The organism is Pseudomonas sp. P9_31 (assembly GCF_034008235.1).
Classification (GTDB): domain Bacteria; phylum Pseudomonadota; class Gammaproteobacteria; order Pseudomonadales; family Pseudomonadaceae; genus Aquipseudomonas.
This window is the reverse complement of record NZ_CP125375.1, coordinates 3405926-3423632: the sequence shown is the minus strand read 5'-3', so window position 1 is coordinate 3423632 and position 17707 is coordinate 3405926. Positions and strand designations below refer to the sequence as shown.

Annotated in this window: 12 protein-coding genes; 1 reads left to right on the top strand and 11 read right to left on the bottom strand. The window is 55.7% G+C overall.

Features of this window, described 5'->3' with window-relative positions; translation table 11 throughout:
- Positions 1–58 precede the first annotated feature (58 nt).
- The 10 genes from QMK51_RS14930 to QMK51_RS14885 all read right to left on the bottom strand — a co-directional run bounded on the left by QMK51_RS14930 (position 59) and on the right by QMK51_RS14885 (position 14614).
- Positions 59–1531 (bottom strand): mannitol dehydrogenase family protein, encoded by a 1473-nt coding sequence (locus QMK51_RS14930; RefSeq protein WP_320390708.1) that lies wholly within the window; start codon positions 1529–1531, stop codon positions 59–61.
- A gap of 14 nt (positions 1532–1545) precedes the next feature.
- On the bottom strand, positions 1546–2649 hold the full coding sequence (locus QMK51_RS14925; protein ID WP_258695919.1) for an ABC transporter ATP-binding protein: 1104 nt from the start codon (positions 2647–2649) through the stop codon (positions 1546–1548).
- A gap of 167 nt (positions 2650–2816) precedes the next feature.
- A complete protein-coding gene (locus QMK51_RS14920) occupies positions 2817–3647 on the bottom strand; it encodes a carbohydrate ABC transporter permease (RefSeq protein WP_140668699.1) in 831 nt (276 codons plus the stop codon).
- Positions 3648–3657: 10 nt separating this feature from the next.
- Positions 3658–4587 (bottom strand): sugar ABC transporter permease, encoded by a 930-nt coding sequence (locus QMK51_RS14915; protein WP_320390707.1) that lies wholly within the window; start codon positions 4585–4587, stop codon positions 3658–3660.
- 154 nt (positions 4588–4741) lie between these two features.
- Positions 4742–6052 (bottom strand): sugar ABC transporter substrate-binding protein, encoded by a 1311-nt coding sequence (locus QMK51_RS14910; protein ID WP_320390706.1) that lies wholly within the window; start codon positions 6050–6052, stop codon positions 4742–4744.
- 352 nt (positions 6053–6404) lie between these two features.
- Positions 6405–7310 (bottom strand): AraC family transcriptional regulator, encoded by a 906-nt coding sequence (locus QMK51_RS14905; RefSeq protein WP_320390705.1) that lies wholly within the window; start codon positions 7308–7310, stop codon positions 6405–6407.
- 1 nt (position 7311) lies between these two features.
- A complete protein-coding gene (locus QMK51_RS14900) occupies positions 7312–8271 on the bottom strand; it encodes a phospholipase (RefSeq protein WP_320390704.1) in 960 nt (319 codons plus the stop codon).
- Positions 8272–8436: 165 nt separating this feature from the next.
- Positions 8437–9306, bottom strand: a complete 870-nt coding sequence (locus QMK51_RS14895) for a phospholipase (RefSeq protein ID WP_320390703.1) — start codon at positions 9304–9306, stop codon at positions 8437–8439.
- Between the two features lie 139 nt (positions 9307–9445).
- Positions 9446–10738 carry a glycosyltransferase gene (locus QMK51_RS14890; protein WP_320390702.1) on the bottom strand — a complete coding sequence of 431 codons (1293 nt, stop codon included), beginning with the start codon at positions 10736–10738 and terminating at the stop codon, positions 9446–9448.
- Positions 10739–10846: 108 nt separating this feature from the next.
- A complete protein-coding gene (locus QMK51_RS14885; protein WP_320390701.1) occupies positions 10847–14614 on the bottom strand; it encodes a hypothetical protein in 3768 nt (1255 codons plus the stop codon).
- 335 nt (positions 14615–14949) lie between these two features.
- Between QMK51_RS14885 and QMK51_RS14880 the strand changes: the two genes are divergently transcribed.
- Positions 14950–17292: a hypothetical protein gene (locus QMK51_RS14880; protein ID WP_320390700.1), complete on the top strand. Its 2343-nt coding sequence runs from the start codon at positions 14950–14952 to the stop codon at positions 17290–17292.
- 6 nt (positions 17293–17298) lie between these two features.
- Here the strand turns inward: QMK51_RS14880 and QMK51_RS14875 are convergent, their stop codons facing one another.
- Positions 17299–17685 carry a response regulator gene (locus QMK51_RS14875; RefSeq protein WP_258695913.1) on the bottom strand — a complete coding sequence of 129 codons (387 nt, stop codon included), beginning with the start codon at positions 17683–17685 and terminating at the stop codon, positions 17299–17301.
- Between the last annotated feature and the right edge of the window lie 22 nt (positions 17686–17707).

The following is a 17707-nucleotide window of genomic DNA, read 5'->3' as shown; positions in this document are numbered from 1 at the left end:
ACGATCTAATGTGGGAGCGAGCCTGCTCGCGATGACGGCGGTCAATTGACCACCATTCTTACGCCAATACCCGCTCCAGCGTCCGCGCCACCCCAACCTCCCGCAAGCTGTTACAGCACCATTCGAACGCCTCGACGAACTCCAGAGAACGCGGTATCGCCGTCCCGAAAATCTCCTCAACCTCCAGCAACCGCTGAGTGATCAACGCATCATCGGCCACCAGCGCCTGACAGAATGCCGCCCGCGGATCGGGAATCGAATAGGCGTGGCCATTCTCATCCACACCTTTGAGGTACAGCGCCCACGCCGCCACCACCAGCGCCGCACGCTTGGTCTCCTGGCCATCGGCAATCAAACGATTGATCGTCGGCACAGTGAACTTTGGAAACTTCGATGAGCCGTCCGAACACACCCGCTCCAGCTGATCGGCAATCGCCTGATTGGAGAAGCGCGCCACCAGCGTGTTTTTGTACTCGGTTAAATCGATGCCCGGCACCGGCGCCAGTTGCGGCGTTACGTCCAGGTCCATGTAGGTGCGCATGTAGCGCACGAACAGCGGGTCGTTCATGGTTTCGTGAACGAAGCGGTAACCTTTCAAAAAGCCCAGATAGGTCAGGGCCAGGTGGCTGCCGTTGAGCAGTTTGATCTTCATCTCTTCGTAAGGCGTGACGTCGTCGGTGAATTGCACGCCGACCTTTTCCCAGGCCGGGCGACCGCTGACGAATTTGTCTTCCAGCACCCACTGCACAAACGGTTCGCAGACCACCGGCCAGGCGTCGTCGAGGCTGTGTTTGTCGTGCAGTTGCAGACGATGTTCGGTGCTGGTCATCGGTGTGATGCGGTCGACCATGGCGTTGGGGAAGCTCACATGACTCTCGATCCAGTCGCGCAGATCGGCATCGCGAAGGGCAGCGAACGCGAGCAGGGCTTTACGGGTCACCGCGCCGTTGTGCGGCAGGTTATCGCAGGACATCAGGGTGAACGCGGGCGTGCCGGCCGCACGGCGTTTGGCCAGCGCGGCGCAGAGGAAACCGAACACGGTTTTCGGCGCGTTCGGGTGAGCGAGGTCGTGCTGGATCTGCGGCAGGTGCGCCATGAACTCGCCGTTGCTGTCGTCGATGCAGTAACCGCCTTCGGTGATGGTCAGCGAGACAATGCGGATCTCGGGGTTGGCGAGTTTGTCGATCAGCGCCTCGGCGCTGTCTTCGGCCAGCAACATGTCGCGGATGGCGCCGATGACCCGCACTTCGCTGTCGTCGCTATCGCCGAGTTCGAACAGGGTGAACAGGTAATCCTGCTCTTGCAGATCGTCCCGGGCGCGGCGGTCTTCGGCGCGCAGGCCGACCCCGCAGATGGCCCAGTCCAATGCTTCGCCGGTGTTCATCAAGGCGTCGGTGTAATACGCCTGATGCGCGCGGTGGAAACCGCCGACGCCAATGTGCGCGATGCCCTGGCGGGTGTCGCTCAGGGTGTAGGCGGGCAGGGCCACCTCGGGGGCGAGGTGGTTGAGGTTGTGTTTATTCAGTTTCATCACAGGCTCTCGAATCAGGCTGCGGCGCGCAGAGGGCGGGTCAGCGCCACACCGTTGGCATCGAATAAATGGCAGTGTCCGGCGTCCAGGCGCAGGCTCAGGGTTTCGCCATAACGGCTGGCCAGATCGCCGCGAACCCGCATGGTCAGGGCTTCGCCGGAAGACGTCAGGACGTGACAGAAGGTGTCGCTGCCCAAACGTTCGCTGACATCGGCGGTGACTTGCAGCGTACAGTCGCCGGCTTGCGCCAGCTCCAGGTGTTCCGGGCGAATGCCCAGCGTCACTGCGCCGCCGACGCTCAGGTTGGCACCGCTCAGCGGCAGGGTGATGCGGGTGCCGGCGTCCAGCAGCACTTCGCAGCTTTGACTGTCAACGCGGGTGACTTTGCCCTTGAGGAAGCCCATTTTCGGTGTGCCAAGAAAACCGGCGACAAACAGATTGGCCGGCTGGTGATACAGGTCCAGTGGCGAACCGACTTGCTCGATCTTGCCGCCATTGAGCACGACGACTTTGTCGGCCATGGTCATGGCTTCGACCTGGTCGTGGGTCACGTAGATCATCGTGGCTTGCAGTTCTTTGTGCAGGCGCAACAGTTCCAGGCGCATCTGCACCCGCAGGGCGGCGTCGAGGTTGGACAACGGTTCGTCGAACAGGAAGATTTTCGGGTTACGCACGATGGCCCGGCCGATGGCCACGCGCTGACGCTGACCGCCGGACAGCTGTTTCGGCTTGCGCTCCAGCATCGGCCCGAGTTCCAGAATGCGCGCCGCTTCGCCGACTTTTTTCTCGACTTCGGCTTTTGCTACACCGGCCAGGTCGAGGGCGAACGACATGTTTTTGCGCACGCTCATGTGCGGGTACAGGGCGTAGGTCTGGAACACCATCGCCAGGTCGCGCTTGGCCGGGCTGACTTCGGTGATGTCGCGGCCGTCCAGCTCGATGGTGCCGCCGCTGACTTCTTCAAGGCCGGCGATCAACCGTAGCAGGGTGGATTTGCCGCAACCCGATGGGCCGACGAATACCACGAATTCCTTGTCGTTCACTTCCAGGTCGATGCCCTTGATGATGGAAAAGCCTTCGAAGCCTTTTTGCAGGTTTTTTATTTTCAGGTTGGCCATGGGGGCCTCCGCTTGAGTTAATTCAATTGCGCCTGGTGAGCTTTTTGTGGGAGCGGGCTTGCCCGCGATGGCGATTTAGCAGCCGACATCCAGGTTGAATTTGCCGACGTCATCGCGGGCGAGCCCGCTCCCACAGGGTTTTGTGTCAGATCAGGATCCGGGGACATTCATTTCACGGCGCCAAACGACAGGCCGCGGACCAATTGTTTCTGGCTGATCCAGCCGAAGATCAGGATCGGCGCACAAGCCAGGGTCGAGACCGCCGACAACTTGGCCCAGAACAGACCTTCAGGGCTTGAGTACGAGGCAATCAATGCGGTCAGTGGCGCGGCTTTGGACGAGGTCAGGTTCAGCGACCAGAACGCCTCGTTCCAGCACAGGATCAGCGACAACAACACCGTGGAAGCCAGGCCACCTTTGGCGATCGGCAGCAGCACCCGGACCATTTCCTGCCACAACGTGGCGCCGTCCAGACGTGCGGCTTCGAGAATGTCCTTGGGGATGTCTTTGAAGTAGGTGTAAATCATCCAGACCACGATCGGCAGGTTGATCAGGGTGTAAATCACGATCAGCGCGATTCGCGTATCCAGCAGGCCAAAGCTCTTGGCCAGCAGGTAGATCGGCATCAGCACGCCCACCGGTGGCAGCATTTTGGTGGAGAGCATCCACAGCAACGTGCCTTTGGTGCGCTGGGTTTCATAGAACGCCATCGAGTAGGCCGCCGGCACCGCGATCAGCAGGCACAGGGCCGTGGCGCTGAAGGAAATCACCACCGAGTTCCAGGCGAAGCTGAAGTAATCGCTGCGCTCGTTAATGTGCAGGTAGTTCGCAAGCGTCGGCGTGAAGATGAACTGCGGCGGCGTGGCGAACGCGTCGATTTCGGTCTTGAAGCTGGTCAGCACCATCCAGAATATCGGGAAGAAAATCAGGATCGCGATGGCCCAGGCCAGAGTGCCGAGCAGCAGGCTTTGCAGGCGACGGGATTGTTGAAGAGTCATGGCGCAGGCCTCAGGCTTTGTCTGTCAGGTTTTTGCCGATCATCCGCACCAGCACGATGGCCGCGATGTTGGCAATCACCACCGCGATCAAACCACCGGCGGACGCCATGCCGACGTCGAACTGCACCAGCGCCTGGTTGTAGATCAGGTAGGCGAGGTTGGTCGAGGCGTAACCGGGGCCACCGTTGGTGGTGGTGAAGATTTCGGCGAACACCGACAGCAGGAAGATGGTTTCGATCATCACCACCACCGCGATCGGCCGGGCCAGGTGCGGCAGGGTCAGGTGCCAGAAAATCGCGATGGGACCTGCACCGTCCAGGCGCGCGGCTTCTTTCTGCTCCTGGTCGAGGGACTGCATGGCGGTCATCAAAATCAGAATCGCGAAGGGCAACCATTGCCAGGACACAATGATGATGATCGACAGCAGCGGGTAGTGTGCCAGCCAGTCCACCGGCTGCGCGCCGAACAGCTTCCAGATGTAGGCGAGAATCCCCGAGACCGGGTGAAAGATCAGGTTTTTCCAGATCAGCGCACCGACGGTGGGCATGATGAAGAACGGCGAAATCAACATCACCCGCACGATGCCGCGACCGAGAAAGTCACTGGCCTCCAGCAACGCGCTGATCAACACGCCGAACACCACACTGATCAGCAGCACGCTGCCTACCAGCAACAGGGTGTTGGTGGCGCCGGGCAGGAAACCCGAATCGCTGAGGAAGTAGCTGAAGTTCTCCAGCCCCACGAACTGGTTTTCACCGGGGTAGAGCAGGTTGTAGCGGATCATTGAAAAGTAAACGGTCATGCCCAGCGGCACGATCATCCACAGCAGCAACAACGCCACCGAGGGGCTGACCAGAAACCAGCCGGGGTTGGTCAACCGGCTTTTACGCACCGGTTGGGGGATGTCGATGTGAGCTTTGACAGTGGTTGAAGTATTCATGGCGATCAGAACCGATTCATGCAGACCTATGAAGATCTAATGTGGGAGCGGGCTTGCCCGCGATGGCGGTGTATCAGTCACCCAAAATGTTGAATGTGAGGCCGTCATCGCGGGCAAGCCCGCTCCCACAGAAGGCGGGAGCGGGTTGCGCTGGTTACTTGGGATAACCGGCGCGCTTCATCTCACGTTCGGTGGTTGACTGGGCGGCGGTCAGGGCCTGGTCAACCGTGGTCTGGCCGATCAACGCGGCCGAAAACAGCTTGCCGACCTGGGTGCCCACGGCCTGGAATTCAGGAATGGTCACCAACTGGATGCCGATGTAGGGCACCGGTTTGGCGCTCGGCTTGCTCGGGTCGGCTGCCTTGAGCGATTCCAGCGTCACCTTGGCGAACGGTGCGGCATTCATGTAGGCCTCGGTGTAGGTCGAGGCGCGAGTGCCTGGCGGCACGTTGGCGATGCCGTCTTTTTCCGCGACCAGGGCACCGTATTCCTTGGAAGTGGCCCAGGCGCTGAACGTTTTCGCCGCGTCCTTGGCCTTGGAACTGGTCGGAATCGCCAGCGCCCAGGAATAGAGCCACGCCGAGCCTTTGTCGGTGGTCTGGTGCGGTGCGTAAGTAAAGCCGACGTGGTCGCTGACCTTGCTTTGGGTTTTATCGGAAACGAACGAGCCGGCAACGCTGGCGTCGACCCAGATCGCGCATTTGCCGCTATTGAACAGCGCGAGGTTTTCGTTGAAGCCGTTGCTGGAAGCACCCGGCGGGCCGGATTTTTTCATGGTGTCGACGTAGAAGTTCAGCGCGTTCTTCCACTCGGGCCCGGTGAATTCCGGCTGCCACTTCTCATCAAACCAGCGTGCGCCAAAGGCATTGGCGACGGTGGTGATCAGCGCCATGTTTTCGCCCCAGCCGGCCTTGCCGCGCAAGCATATGCCGTACTGTTCTTTATCTTTATGGGTGAGTTTGCTGGCAAATTCGCCGATCTGTTCCCAGGTTGGACGTTCGGGCATGGTCAGCCCGGCGTCCTTGAACAGGTCGGTGCGGTAATAGGTGATGGAGCTTTCTGCGTAGAACGGCAGGGCGTAGAGCGAGCCCTTGACCGACAGGCCTTCACGCACAGAAGGGAAGACGTCGTCGAGGGCGTAGCTGGCCGGCAAATCCTTCATCGGCTCCAGCCAACCCTTGGCGCCCCAGAGTGCGGCTTCGTACATGCCGATGGTCAACACATCGAACTGCCCGCCCTGAGTGGCGATGTCGGTGGTCAGGCGTTGGCGCAGGACGTTTTCTTCAAGCACCACCCAATTGAGCTTGATATCCGGATGCTCGGCCTCGAAGGTTTTCGAGAGCTTTTGCATGCGGATCATGTCGCTGTTGTTGACGGTGGCGATGGTCAGGGTCTGGGCGGCGAGGCTGACGCTGCTGAGGGTCATGCAGGTAAGAGCAAGCAGAGCTTTTACAGAAGGTTGCATCGTGCACTCCTTTTCTGCACCGGGCGGGTTACAGAAGGACAGTTATTGTTTTTGTGTCTTCCTGCGCAAGGAAGAATGTGCACTGATTACAGCCTTCAATCGATGAGCTGACAAATCATCCATCGCACTGTGATCGATACTATTTTGCACTGAGGTTGAGGGGCAGAGGTGCATGGCACGGCTTTTCAGCCGTCTGCATCAATTGAATTCGTACAGGTTTTAGGCTTGAAACCTGTACTTAAGGTGCACCACCTGTGGGAGCGGGCTTGCTCGCGAAGAGGCCGGCACATTCAACATCGAAGCCGCCTGACACGCCGCCTTCGCGAGCAAGCCCGCCCCCACATGGATTGCGTTAACCCAGGTTTTGCTCGGTCAGCCGCTGCACCACCAACCGCCGGTAGTGCGACGGCGTCATGCCCTTGAGTTGCTGGAAACGCCGGTTGAAGTTGGAAATATTGTTGAAGCCCGACTCGAAACACACATCAGTCACCGGCTTGTTGCCATCGGCCAGCAGCTCGCAGGATTTGCTGATGCGCAGGCGATTGACGAACTCGATAAAGCAGCGTCCGGTGGCCTGTTTGAACACGCGACTGAAGTAGGTCGGCGTCAGACCCAAGTGCTCGGCGACTTCTTCCAGAGGCAGTTCCCGGGCGTAATGAGCAAAGATGTAATCCACCGCCCGGTTGGTACGGTCGATATTGTGTTCATCGGCCAATTGCGGGGTCGTGGCACCGGAAAGCAACTGATAGTCATCGGACGTCGCCAGCAACTCCAGCAGAATGAAAAAATACCCGAGCCGGGTCATGCCCTGGGTATCGGCAATGCGCTGCATCAAGGTCATGGCCTGGCGGATGGTGCGCTTGCAGCGGAACTCGATGCCGTACTGTGCGCGCTCCAGCAAGGGCGCAAGGGTCTTGAGTTCGGCGAACACCTGATGGCCGCTTTCGAACAGCTCGTCAGTGAAGTTGACCAGCATGTCGCGATTGGGCACCACTTCGTCTTCGGCCACCTGGCTGATCCAGTTGTGGGGCAGGTTGGGGCCGGTCAGGAACAGTGTTTCCGGGTAGAAGTTACCGATGTAGTCACCGATGAATACCTTGCCGGAGCTGGCGACGATCAGGTGCAGCTCGTATTCCTTATGGAAATGCCAGCGCACCAACGGGCAGGGAAAGCCGTGCTGGCGGTAGATGATGGACAACCCGTTATGGTCATCCATCAACTCGTAGGAGGGGTCTGTCACGCGGGCTGTTCGGGTCATGTCAGGACACTTTTCTTGTTATCGCCAGCGGATCATGCCTCGTTCCGCGCCTGCTGTGCCAGCCTGCCGCGACTATCGCTAATGGCCGTTCATGCAATCTATGGCCATAAACCGCTTTCATGCTGGTGGCGATCCAGCAGTAGCGGACGATTTGCGACTCGTCAAAGAAATCGGTGTTGATGATGCTGCACCGGGTGACCCTGTCGCGGGAAGAATGAAACCAGTCATCGATATGGTTTTTGATGTGCTGCGGACCGCCCAGCGCCGAGTAGCAGGTCGCCGACAACGACCAGAGGAAAGTCTCGTAAGGAGCCCCTGCAAGGGTGGTCTCGATATGGGATTGAAGATCGCTGGTGTCGCTGAATACCTTGCCATTCCACTTGTGAGGAATTCGCGGCCAGAAATACTCACTGTCCAGCCCAGGTTTCATCTGTGCTGCCATGACAATGCGGCGCTTCGAACTGACGCGCTTGAGCTGTTCCACAGTAATCAATCCATCCGAGGCAGAAATCAGACGCGTGCCCAGGCGGCGCATCAGAAAATCATTGAGTTGCTTGTAGTCGAAAGGCTTCGACCCATCACCCAGCTGGTGGAAGTCGAGCACGATGAACTCGTCCCGATTTTGATCGAGGAATGTCGTCACCGCGTCGACCAGCTCATCAAGGATGCGGTGGGACTGATAACCGTTGTGATGAAAGTAGAAAACCGGTACTTCCGGGCCGGCGACGCAACCGAGCCGGATATCGAACGCCCGCGCCCCGTTGGCCAGTTGCCAGGCAAAGGAATCGTTCTGGCAGGTCGTCCAATTGCCGATCACCACCTCATGGTTGGGGGCTCTTTTGTCCATGCCGGCATTGTGCGTGCCGGGCCAGACGATATCGGTCAGCTTCAACCGGTCGATATCCGGTACGTTGCTCATCCACTTCTGCTTGTCGAACGTGATTGCAGTGCTGCGGGTCATGACAGTTCCTTGTCGCTGACTTCGCCCCATCCGTGGGCCGAAGAAATTCACGGGGTGGATGTGGCTGCATGCCCCATCCGTTTCATGACCCAGCATAGAAGTGCACGGCAGCATTGCCAGCCATGGAAATATATCCACAAATATGGCCACCTGATATTGCGATGGCTAGTTGATTTTCTGGCTGGCTTTTTTCAGGTTGACGGTTCGGCAGCAGGAAACAATTTTGCTCTCTTCAATAAAGTCGACGTTGATGATGTTGCACTTTATCGCCCAGTCGCTGTTTTGAGGGTCAAACCATTTATCGAGCTCTGTGTGAATGTCGACTGGCCCGCCGAGCACACTGTAGCTGGTGGCGGAAAGCGACCATGGTGCCCATGTACCTGGCGGGTATTTCAGCACCTCGACAATGTATTGCTGCAGGTCAGCGGAGCCGACGATGGTGTTGCCGATCCACCTGTGTCTGATTCGCTCGAGAAATACGCGTCGATCCAACGCACTGTCTGGCGGCGCAGCGACCAATACGCGTTGTTTCGCGCTGATCTCTTTCAGTTGGCCCAGGCTGAGATGCCGATTTTGTGCTGGAATAATTTGATCTCCCAGCAGTTGAAGTATCGTGGCGTTGAAGTAAGCGAAATCGAATGAGTCACCTTGCAATTCGTGAAAGTCTACGATAATGAACTCGTCGGGGTTCTGGCCGAGAAACGCTTTGATATCGGTTATAAGTTCACCGAGTGTTCGAGAGTTGCGATGGCCGTTGTGGTGAACACGAAACTTTCCGAGCCCCACGGCTTTGGGTTCCCAGATCAAACGGACATCGAGCGTTCGGGAGCCATGGCGAAGCTGGGCATAAAAAGAATCGTGCTGGCACGCGAGCCAGTGACGAGGGGGGCTCAGCAGCGGGTAGGAGGCTTTCCAGTCGCTCCCGGCGTTGTGAGTGCCGGGCAGTGTAAGTTCCAACAGTGATAAGTTGTCAATGGCCGGTGTTACTGTCATCCAGTTATGGGGCGAGAAGTGATCTGGTTTATCGTTATTCATGTAAGTGTTCCTGCGTGGATAATTAAAAGCGCCACCGTTTTAGTTGGTGAAGTGGCGCAGGCAGGAAGTTTTAATTGATTGTTTTGGTGTCGGCCAGGTTTGGTGTGATGCCAAGTATGTAAGTCATGAAGCTTGAGGTTTATAAAGTTCGGTTTTTTGCCTCAATCCATTGCGACATATATTGAGTGCTTTTGTGCGAGTGATGACGCAGCATGCTGCCGGTGAAGTTGTCCCGTCTTAGTTGGGGAAGGCGTTGTAGGCAATCGCGCAGTCTTTCAACGAGTGCCACGCCATGCATTGATTGTTGATAGCGGTCGGTCAGCAGTGTTTTCCCTAATAACTGCGCTTGTCTCCAGTCCGATTCATTTTTATACAACTGAACCGCGCAGTCCGCGAACGCCTGGGCACTTTGAGCAACAGCACCGGGCCACGGATGATCGCCTTGCATGCCCTCTGCACCAATGGGTGTCGTGACACTTGGCGTGCCTGTGAGCATCGCGTCAACGAGTTTGCCCTTGATGCCGGCACCAAAGCGCAAGGGCGCCAGGCACACCCTGGCTGCAGACATGACTTGCAATGCATCTTCTGCCCAGTTCATTACATGAAAACCCTGGGCCGCATTGTGCAGTGCTGTGGCTTTCGGCGGCGTATAGGCGCCATAGATGTGTAACTGCGCAGTGGGGAGTTGCTGGCGGATCAGCGGCCAGATCGTATTCTTCATCCAGAGCACCGCATCCCAGTTGGGGGCGTGACGGAAATTGCCGATGCTCAGGAAGTGCGCCCGGTGTTCAAAGGCTACCGGTGGCACGCTCGGTGGATCGACCATCAGCGGACACCAGTGCAACAAGGTGCGGGGCAATTTGAACTGCTCGACCAGCAACTCGATCTCCACTTCGGAGATCATCAGATTCAAGTCACAGCGATACAGCGCGGCAATCTCCCGTTTCGCCAGATCGGTATCGGCCATGAGCTCGAATTCTTCACGCAATGCAGGGGCGAATAACTCACTGAAATCGTTGGCGTCGTCACTGGCCTTCAAGCGCTCCTTGAGCCGCTGATGCCGGGCATGCCGCAGGCTTTGAAGGTCCGAGGTCTCTAGCACGCGCAAGGCGTCGGGGCAGCGCTTTTCGACGCGCCAGCCAAACTGCTCCTCGATCATGAACTGGTCGAACAGGACGATGTCCGGCGCCAGTTCGCCGATGAAGGTGTCGAAACTGCTGTTGTTGAGTTCGATCGGCACTTCGCGGATGCCCAGCTCGGTCAGATCGGCCTTGTGCTCGCCGGGGCCTGCTGGGCTGGCGAAGGTGATGTCCCAGCCTTGCTGCAAAAAAGTCTCGAGGATTTGCATCACATGCCCGCTGGCCGCTGAAGAACGGGGCTCGGGCCAGACGTAACCGATGACCAGGACTTTGGTGACGGGAGGCTGAGTCATGACCAGTGATCCTTTGCAGCAAGCGAGGGGACAAAAAAGGGCGCAATTAAACCACAGTACAGTAGTGGTCGCATGCGCCCTGTTTCAGAAACTCGGTACGTCTGAAATTCAAAGAATGTTGATTTTTACCAGTGTCTGCCCGCTGATGTATCCATGGTCGGCATTTTTGAGTGCCGCTTTCATGGTCGCTATATTCTGCTGATACGCTTGCTTGTTGGTCTTTAATTGACTTAGCAGCGATGTCGTCAATGCAAACGAGTCGGCATTCTTAAACGCTGTGCCGCGGTTGTAGTTGGTATTTGGAAAACTCGGCAGACCCATGGATAACTTGCCGTTGGCGAGATTTAGAAGCGGACTTACGTCCAATTGCTGAGAGCCACGCTGAAATATTCCGCTGTGTTCGGCGTAGGCGAAATCTTTGGTTTTCGGCGAGCCGTGGAAAACCTCATGAACGAAAGTATCGGCAGTGGTGCCTGGGTTGAAATGATCCCTGCGATAAGCTTCGTTGAAGTTGTTGCTGTATACCCGGATGAATTCGTGATTGGTATTTTTCGCCTTGTTGCCGGTCTTCCAATCGTTGTAGAGCCCCCAATGCAGCTCGGCTACTGCGTCGCTGTCTTTACCGCTGTCGAGGATGAAGTTGCCGGGTTTGATATTTGAAAGATCTTCTTTGACTGCAAGCAGGTAGTCGCGGTAAGTACTTCGGGTTGCGGCAGAGTCATTCGCAAGCAGAAGGTCAAGAACCGCATTCGATTCCTGAATCAGCGTTGGGTCATTCAATACGTTGATGGCGTCGTCTACTCTTCTGCTGGCGAGTGGTAAACCTTCCTTGATAACTGTGCGAGCGTAGCTTTTAGGCATGACTTTATGCCAGTGTGGGGTGGAAAGTTTAAGTTTGAATTCAAAGCCCTTCAGTTTGGCTCCCCAAGGCTCGCCCGATCGGTTCAGCGCGTACCATTCGTCATTACGGCGTATACCCCATACCTGGAAGGTATCCTGGGAAGTTTGCGCGGGACGCCAGGTTCCAAGGCGAATAGTGTCAGGGTCGACAGTTGCGGCCAGTTGGCGGTGTGGCGTTACGCCCGACCATTTACGCGCGTCGAAAATCGCGTTATCCAGGGCGGCCACGCTGCTGCGCCACGTTTTGCGCAACAGTTTTGCGCCATGTAAAAGCAGGTCGGATGCTCCGTCCAGCGGATTGAACAGGTTACTTACCAATCCGAATCCCGTCGAAGCGATCTTGCTGGCCTTGGTAGCAATGCTCATGCTTTTGGCGGCCAGGCTGGCAATCTGAGCGACGGCTCCGACGACTAACAAAACGGTCATCGCGGCTTCTAAAGTACAGGCTGCCGCCCCTTGCAATTGTCGATCCAGATCGTCTGAGCTCAGGTCTTCGATACAGGATTTGAAGGGCACGACAAAATTGAGAAACGTATCCAGATCCTTTTCCCGTTTTGCGCGCAATGCCTCCATCCTGGTCTGTCCCCAGCACTCTCTCACCAATTCATCGTAGGTCGCGATTGGCCTGTGCTTGAGGACGAAGTTCACCAATGAGTCGAACTCTGTCGAATAGAAACTCTGGTAATAACCGTTGATTTCTGGCGCCAGTGGAGGCGCTGACAACTCACCGATTTTTTCGATCACACCAGAACTGATGTTGACGAGGCCGGGTGTGACCCCATGGGTATAACACTCGATGTTCGTGGGTAGCTGAAGCACCTTCGCGGGAGCGGAGTAGTTGTTCTCACTGCTGCGAACGGTTGTGCTTAAAAGGTTTTCCTCTTGGATAAGCGCTGCCAGCCTGGTGTTTTCACGGCAGGTTCCGTGCAAGGTGAATAATTCGTAACACGTCACTCGACCTTCGAAGTGTGAACAGATGACTACCCCGTAGCGACCTTTTGCCTCATCTATTTCCTTATGACTTTCCGTCGGTTTGCGCCCGGTCACTTTCAGGATCGCGTCAATGGTCGACGCTATGGGATTCGTGGGAAGGCTGGTGATCGAGTGGAGTTTCGCGACTGACGGCCTTACGGCGAACATCGTCACCTTGCCTTTTAGCAGGCGTGTCCGATCGGGCAGTGGCATTGATGAAAACGCCTGCTTCACATGCATGTTCATTGCTTGTACATGGGTCACATAGTCGCGATTGAACTGACGGTAGAACTCACCATCAGGAGCAATCAGGTTTGGGAGCATGTGGGGAAACGCTCTGTAGATGCTTTCGCCATCCTTAAGATCCCAGTCACCGGTCGCCAGATCATTGGACATGTGCAGTTCTACGGGCGATACGGGAAACGGGGTGGCGAAAATGTCCTGCTGCGGTCGATTCTTCTTCTGGTGAAGGACGTCTTTTTCAAGATAGGTGCATCCTTTGGCGACCTGCGTGAGGATGTCCAGTGCGACGCTTTTGCGAGTCGGCAGAGGGCGAGACAATGTTTCGGCCGTTTCGGCAAGCGTCTTTGCATGTCGGGCGTACGCACCTAATGCCACTTCAAGCGAGTCCGTGACCGACTTCTCTACGTCATCCGGCGTGACGATTTTGTTGAGTAACGCCCAATCAATCACCGGATCCACGGCAGCCAGAGCGTCGAGCGTCTTTCGCGACTCACAGACTCCGTCAAACTTCGACAGTTGGTGTAGCTGCGCATAAGTCATCGAGCGCGTCGATCCCGGCGCAATGATTTCCTGCACCGCGACGATCCGGCAGAATTCGACCCATTGCGGCGTGCCCAATGACAGGGTGGGAGGCAGATCTCTTACCAGAAATTCCGGTGCTGCTTCTGCCAGCAACAGGTGAGCGGCCAGTGCCGCATTTTTTTCGCTAATCCGGTGGTTCTCGATCAGGTGCCTTTCGAATTCCGTTTGGACATCGGCGAAGGATTTCTCTATGTGCTCGACAGCATATAAGTTGAAACCTGCCACATGATTGCGAGGCTCTTGTTCGCCGACTCCCGGATGAAGATTGAGCAAGAGCGAAGTCAGCACCATTTGCTTGAGCGACTCATCGGGTTGGGGTTGGTTTTCCTGCGCTCCATACCAGCCCAGATCCCGCACGAAGGCGTTGGCCCAGTCAAAGGCGATGGGACTGGACGTCAGTTTTTCAAGAACGTCCTCAGCCTCCGAGCGTTTGAAGGGGGTAGACCGCCCGCCAAAAATGCTATTCGACAGATGCTCCAGTAGCGACTGATCCTTGATGTAACTGGTGATGAGTTTGCGGAACTCACTGCGTTGAACCGCAGAAAGAGTGACTGAATTGTCGCCCCCGGCTTTGATCATTTCCCAAAAGTTGCCAAGCGGTGGGCTCACTGGAGGCTTCGACTCCATGAATGCTGTCAGCCTGGAACCTTCGGCGGCGGTTCGGGGAATGGTGTAACCATGGAATTTCAGCCATTGCGCCAACTCGACGTGGTCAGCGAGAGAGATGGCACCACCGGTCAATTGCGCCATTTCAACCAATGCATGAAGATCATCTTTCAGATCCGGTGCAAGTTTGAATGCGTTCGCAAAGCCAAGTGTTTTGCCTGAATACCTTGCGCTTATTTCACCTTCGGAAGTGACTTCGAATAGTGAGTGCTCGGGAAATTTGAGGGTGGCCATTAGTTTTTTGAAGGCCCTTTGTTCGGACATTTTTTTCAGCAGTTCCCTGCCGGGTTGCAGAGCGTCTTCAAGCGTCGACCCGGACTCCAGGGAGACGGTGGCGCCTTCCAGCGTGATTGCTTGCGACGGGGTAAGGTTTTCTCTGCGCTGATTTAGCTTATATACAACCTCCATTCGTTCATTGTTGTCGCTTTGAATGTGATTGTCTTGAGTGGCGGTATAGGGAATAGATCTGGACAAGTATCTTTGAGTTGGAGAGTTTGCAAGCTTGTGGGTCATGATAAATCCATTTGTTTTGGGTTTTATGTTTGGTGGATCCTCTTTTGTTGTCTTGCGTTTATCAAGAATTTCTGTGTAAGTGTATTTTTCAAGTGTTGGGAAATCTGAGTTATTGTTTTTTAACTGAAGCGCCGCTGTCGCCGGTTGCGAACAGTACGTTTTTTTATCGTCATTGCATGCAGATCGAAAAATACAACTAAGGTTTTTGGTTGCGTTGTAAATATTAATAACATCTCCACGGTTTATTGTTTGGTTGGGGATGATTACGCTTGTGCCTGGCTTGCAGTAATGGAAAAGTGCAGTTCGTGCTTTGTTGCTGCTCGCAGGAATAAGTGATGAAAATGGATTTACCTGGTATTTGCGATGATGCCGAAGATCAATATTCGCTTCTATGGCTGCTGGACCCTCTAAGTGATCTGGAGGAGGAAGAGCCTGTGCCAATGGCGAAAGCCAGAACATTCGAAATCGGTTCGCTCGATGAAAGAGATGTTGATGGTGTTAATGTGAACGATCTGAGTGATGAAATATTGCATGGCTGTTCGGTCGTCGCTGACCCAGCCAGCTTTGATCCTGCATATTTTATTCGTGATCGCATTGATGAGACTGTGCAAGCGCTAGTGCCTGACGAAAAAAACAGGTCGCGGATAAAGCATGATTCAGAAGTGCTGATTAAATATATAGAGGCTAAGCAACCCAATCGCAGTGACATGCTTAAAGCCGAAAAAGATCCCGCCAACTGGAAGGAGAGAACATTTACATTGGCAGAGCTATGCACCGGCTATCATTATCGTGTGCTCAAAGACAGTGGGTACTCTGAAATACAATGGCCTTCCTACTATCCTGCCAAGCTTGTAAAGACTTTTGAGGGGGCCGACTATCAGGCTGACTTCAAAAAGTATGTTGCCGAAAGCTTACAGCATCCTGCGGCGCACGCTTTTGGGCGACTGTTAAAAAAAGCCGAACTCAACAAGCTGGTCGTAGAGTTCATCAAGAGTGACGCTCGCTCAATGGAAGACAGGATGATTGCCTTTGAGTATCTCAAAGGCTTGATCCCTGCGCGCCTTCTTAACTTGCACAGCGATCCGGATCTTGAGGTCGATAACGCCGTGTTTCTCGGGCGCAGCAATCTGGGTCGCGGCGTGTTGTTTTTTCTGGGCGAAGACAGTGCTGCCATCGAATTTCCCGCCGGGCATGACGAACGCGGAAGGTTTCTGGAAAACCATCCGGAACTGCAAAAGCGTCTGCTGAAGGGTGTTCCGTTGAGCGCGCAACAAAAACCTTACATCCGTGATTTCAAATATCGAGGAATGGAATTTCCCCTGTTCGCGACGCGCCCAAACTATCGAGAGATTGTATTTCGATCCAGCACTGACATTGGCAAAGACCTTTTCGACCGGCAGATCGAACGAGCGTTGGCGGACATCGATACATTGGTATCAACCCACGCCGAGCGTATGACCGATATTGCGTTGGAAGTTGCCGGGTATCTGCTGCAATGCATTGCGTTCGCGGTTTCGATCCCTACTGGAGGAACGGCGGCCTGGGTGTCTGCACCGATTCGTATGCTGATTCCCTTCCTGTTGGGAATCGGGGCATCGGCAACTGATCTGATCCGTGCCGAAATCTCTGATGACCCTTCCGAGGCGGAACGTTTGAGGATCAACGCAGCGATCGGAGTTCTGTCTGAACTCGCCGGCCCCATTGCGGAAAAACTTTTGGGTAAAGCCCTTTCCATCGCGGCCAAGAAAAACATCAGCCGCCGAGTGCTCGAAACGCTTAAGCGCAGCAACAGACCCTCGTTGGTGCGCAGACCCGCAGGCAGCATCAGCCATCAGTTGACGAGTACTGCTGGCAAAGAAATACCGGAGGCAGGTAAGGGGGTGCTTGTCGCAGGCTATCTGTCAGAGTTGGCGGGCGGGCCTAATGTGGCGCAGTCCCTCGCGACGAACTCACAGGTGGTGAGACTTTCCGGGCCGGAAAAGGGTTTTGTCTATCAAGGTTTCGTGTTCCGCGGGGACATGCGCGACCCGAAGGTAATCTTTGAAAAAGGGTTTACCCAACGCACACCAATCAGGGATCTCAACCAGGTCAACGGCTTCAAAGGTGGCTATGGAGGTGCTCACGATGCACTCGATCTTGATGGCGCCGGGATTTCGACCTCGGCTTTTTACAAAAAAGACGGCGCAGGTGCCTTTGTCTATGGTGGCCAAAAAGGCGGCTACACCTATTTCGTCGATGCTCGTCAGTTGGAGGGATTCCATCTGTACGCCAATACCGAACTAGCGTTTCGCCCCGACTCCGGGTTGAAACAACTGCCTCCTTTGGAAATCAACTATGCCGTCGATCTACCGCCTGCCTTGATTCTCGGCGCCTATGACAAGACCGGGAGGTTCACTCCCAACCCCAAAGCGATCAATCGAGCGATCATGGCGAGTGAGATCAATCCATTGAAAGGCGGTGGTCGAGACGTGGGAAATAAATTCCGCCAGCCGCTGACTGATATCAACGGACTTGCTGGCGTCGATTTTGGTAACGAGGCGGTGGCCGAGCAGGAAGCCGTGCCGCCTGTGCCAGACACTACTCCGACGCCTGCACGACCACCGGCTAAAGTGGATGTCAATGACATCATCGCTTTCCGAGAGCGGCAGGAGGCTAAACGCAAACGCCCGAGTGCTTGAGTCGCGTTATTGGTCAGGCGTGAATAAAGGGAGAGAGGGCAAAATACTCTTGACCTTGTCCCGCAACTGATCGATAGAGAATGGCTTGCCGATGAAATACATGCCGTCAAGCACCTCGATGCTTTCGGCATAGCCGCTGGCGAACAGGATCGGCAATTCGGAACGCAGCAGGCGCGCCTGCTTGGCCAATTCACGACCGTCCATCACCGGCAAGCCGACATCGGTCATCATCAGATCGATGTCCTGGTCTTCGTCGTTGATGAACTCCAGCGCCTTTTCACAGCCATCGGCCTCAAGCACCCGGAACTCCAGCTCCTCCAGCACATCGACGATCAGCATGCGCACGATGGCATCGTCTTCGACGACTAGAATGGTGGAAGCGTTGGTGGGCATAGTGGGGCTCTCAAAAGTTGAA

What these genes read in the sequence shown, in the direction of transcription:
- QMK51_RS14930 (WP_320390708.1), bottom strand. Translation starts at nt 1,531, where the DNA reads ATGAAACTGAATAAACACAACCTCAACCACCTCGCCCCCGAGGTGGCC.
- QMK51_RS14925 (WP_258695919.1), bottom strand. Translation starts at nt 2,649, where the DNA reads ATGGCCAACCTGAAAATAAAAAACCTGCAAAAAGGCTTCGAAGGCTTT.
- QMK51_RS14920 (WP_140668699.1), bottom strand. Translation starts at nt 3,647, where the DNA reads ATGACTCTTCAACAATCCCGTCGCCTGCAAAGCCTGCTGCTCGGCACT.
- QMK51_RS14915 (WP_320390707.1), bottom strand. Translation starts at nt 4,587, where the DNA reads ATGAATACTTCAACCACTGTCAAAGCTCACATCGACATCCCCCAACCG.
- QMK51_RS14910 (WP_320390706.1), bottom strand. Translation starts at nt 6,052, where the DNA reads ATGCAACCTTCTGTAAAAGCTCTGCTTGCTCTTACCTGCATGACCCTC.
- QMK51_RS14905 (WP_320390705.1), bottom strand. Translation starts at nt 7,310, where the DNA reads ATGACCCGAACAGCCCGCGTGACAGACCCCTCCTACGAGTTGATGGAT.
- QMK51_RS14900 (WP_320390704.1), bottom strand. Translation starts at nt 8,271, where the DNA reads ATGACCCGCAGCACTGCAATCACGTTCGACAAGCAGAAGTGGATGAGC.
- QMK51_RS14895 (WP_320390703.1), bottom strand. Translation starts at nt 9,306, where the DNA reads ATGAATAACGATAAACCAGATCACTTCTCGCCCCATAACTGGATGACA.
- QMK51_RS14890 (WP_320390702.1), bottom strand. Translation starts at nt 10,738, where the DNA reads ATGACTCAGCCTCCCGTCACCAAAGTCCTGGTCATCGGTTACGTCTGG.
- QMK51_RS14885 (WP_320390701.1), bottom strand. Translation starts at nt 14,614, where the DNA reads ATGACCCACAAGCTTGCAAACTCTCCAACTCAAAGATACTTGTCCAGA.
- QMK51_RS14880 (WP_320390700.1), top strand. Translation starts at nt 14,950, where the DNA reads ATGAAAATGGATTTACCTGGTATTTGCGATGATGCCGAAGATCAATAT.
- QMK51_RS14875 (WP_258695913.1), bottom strand. Translation starts at nt 17,685, where the DNA reads ATGCCCACCAACGCTTCCACCATTCTAGTCGTCGAAGACGATGCCATC.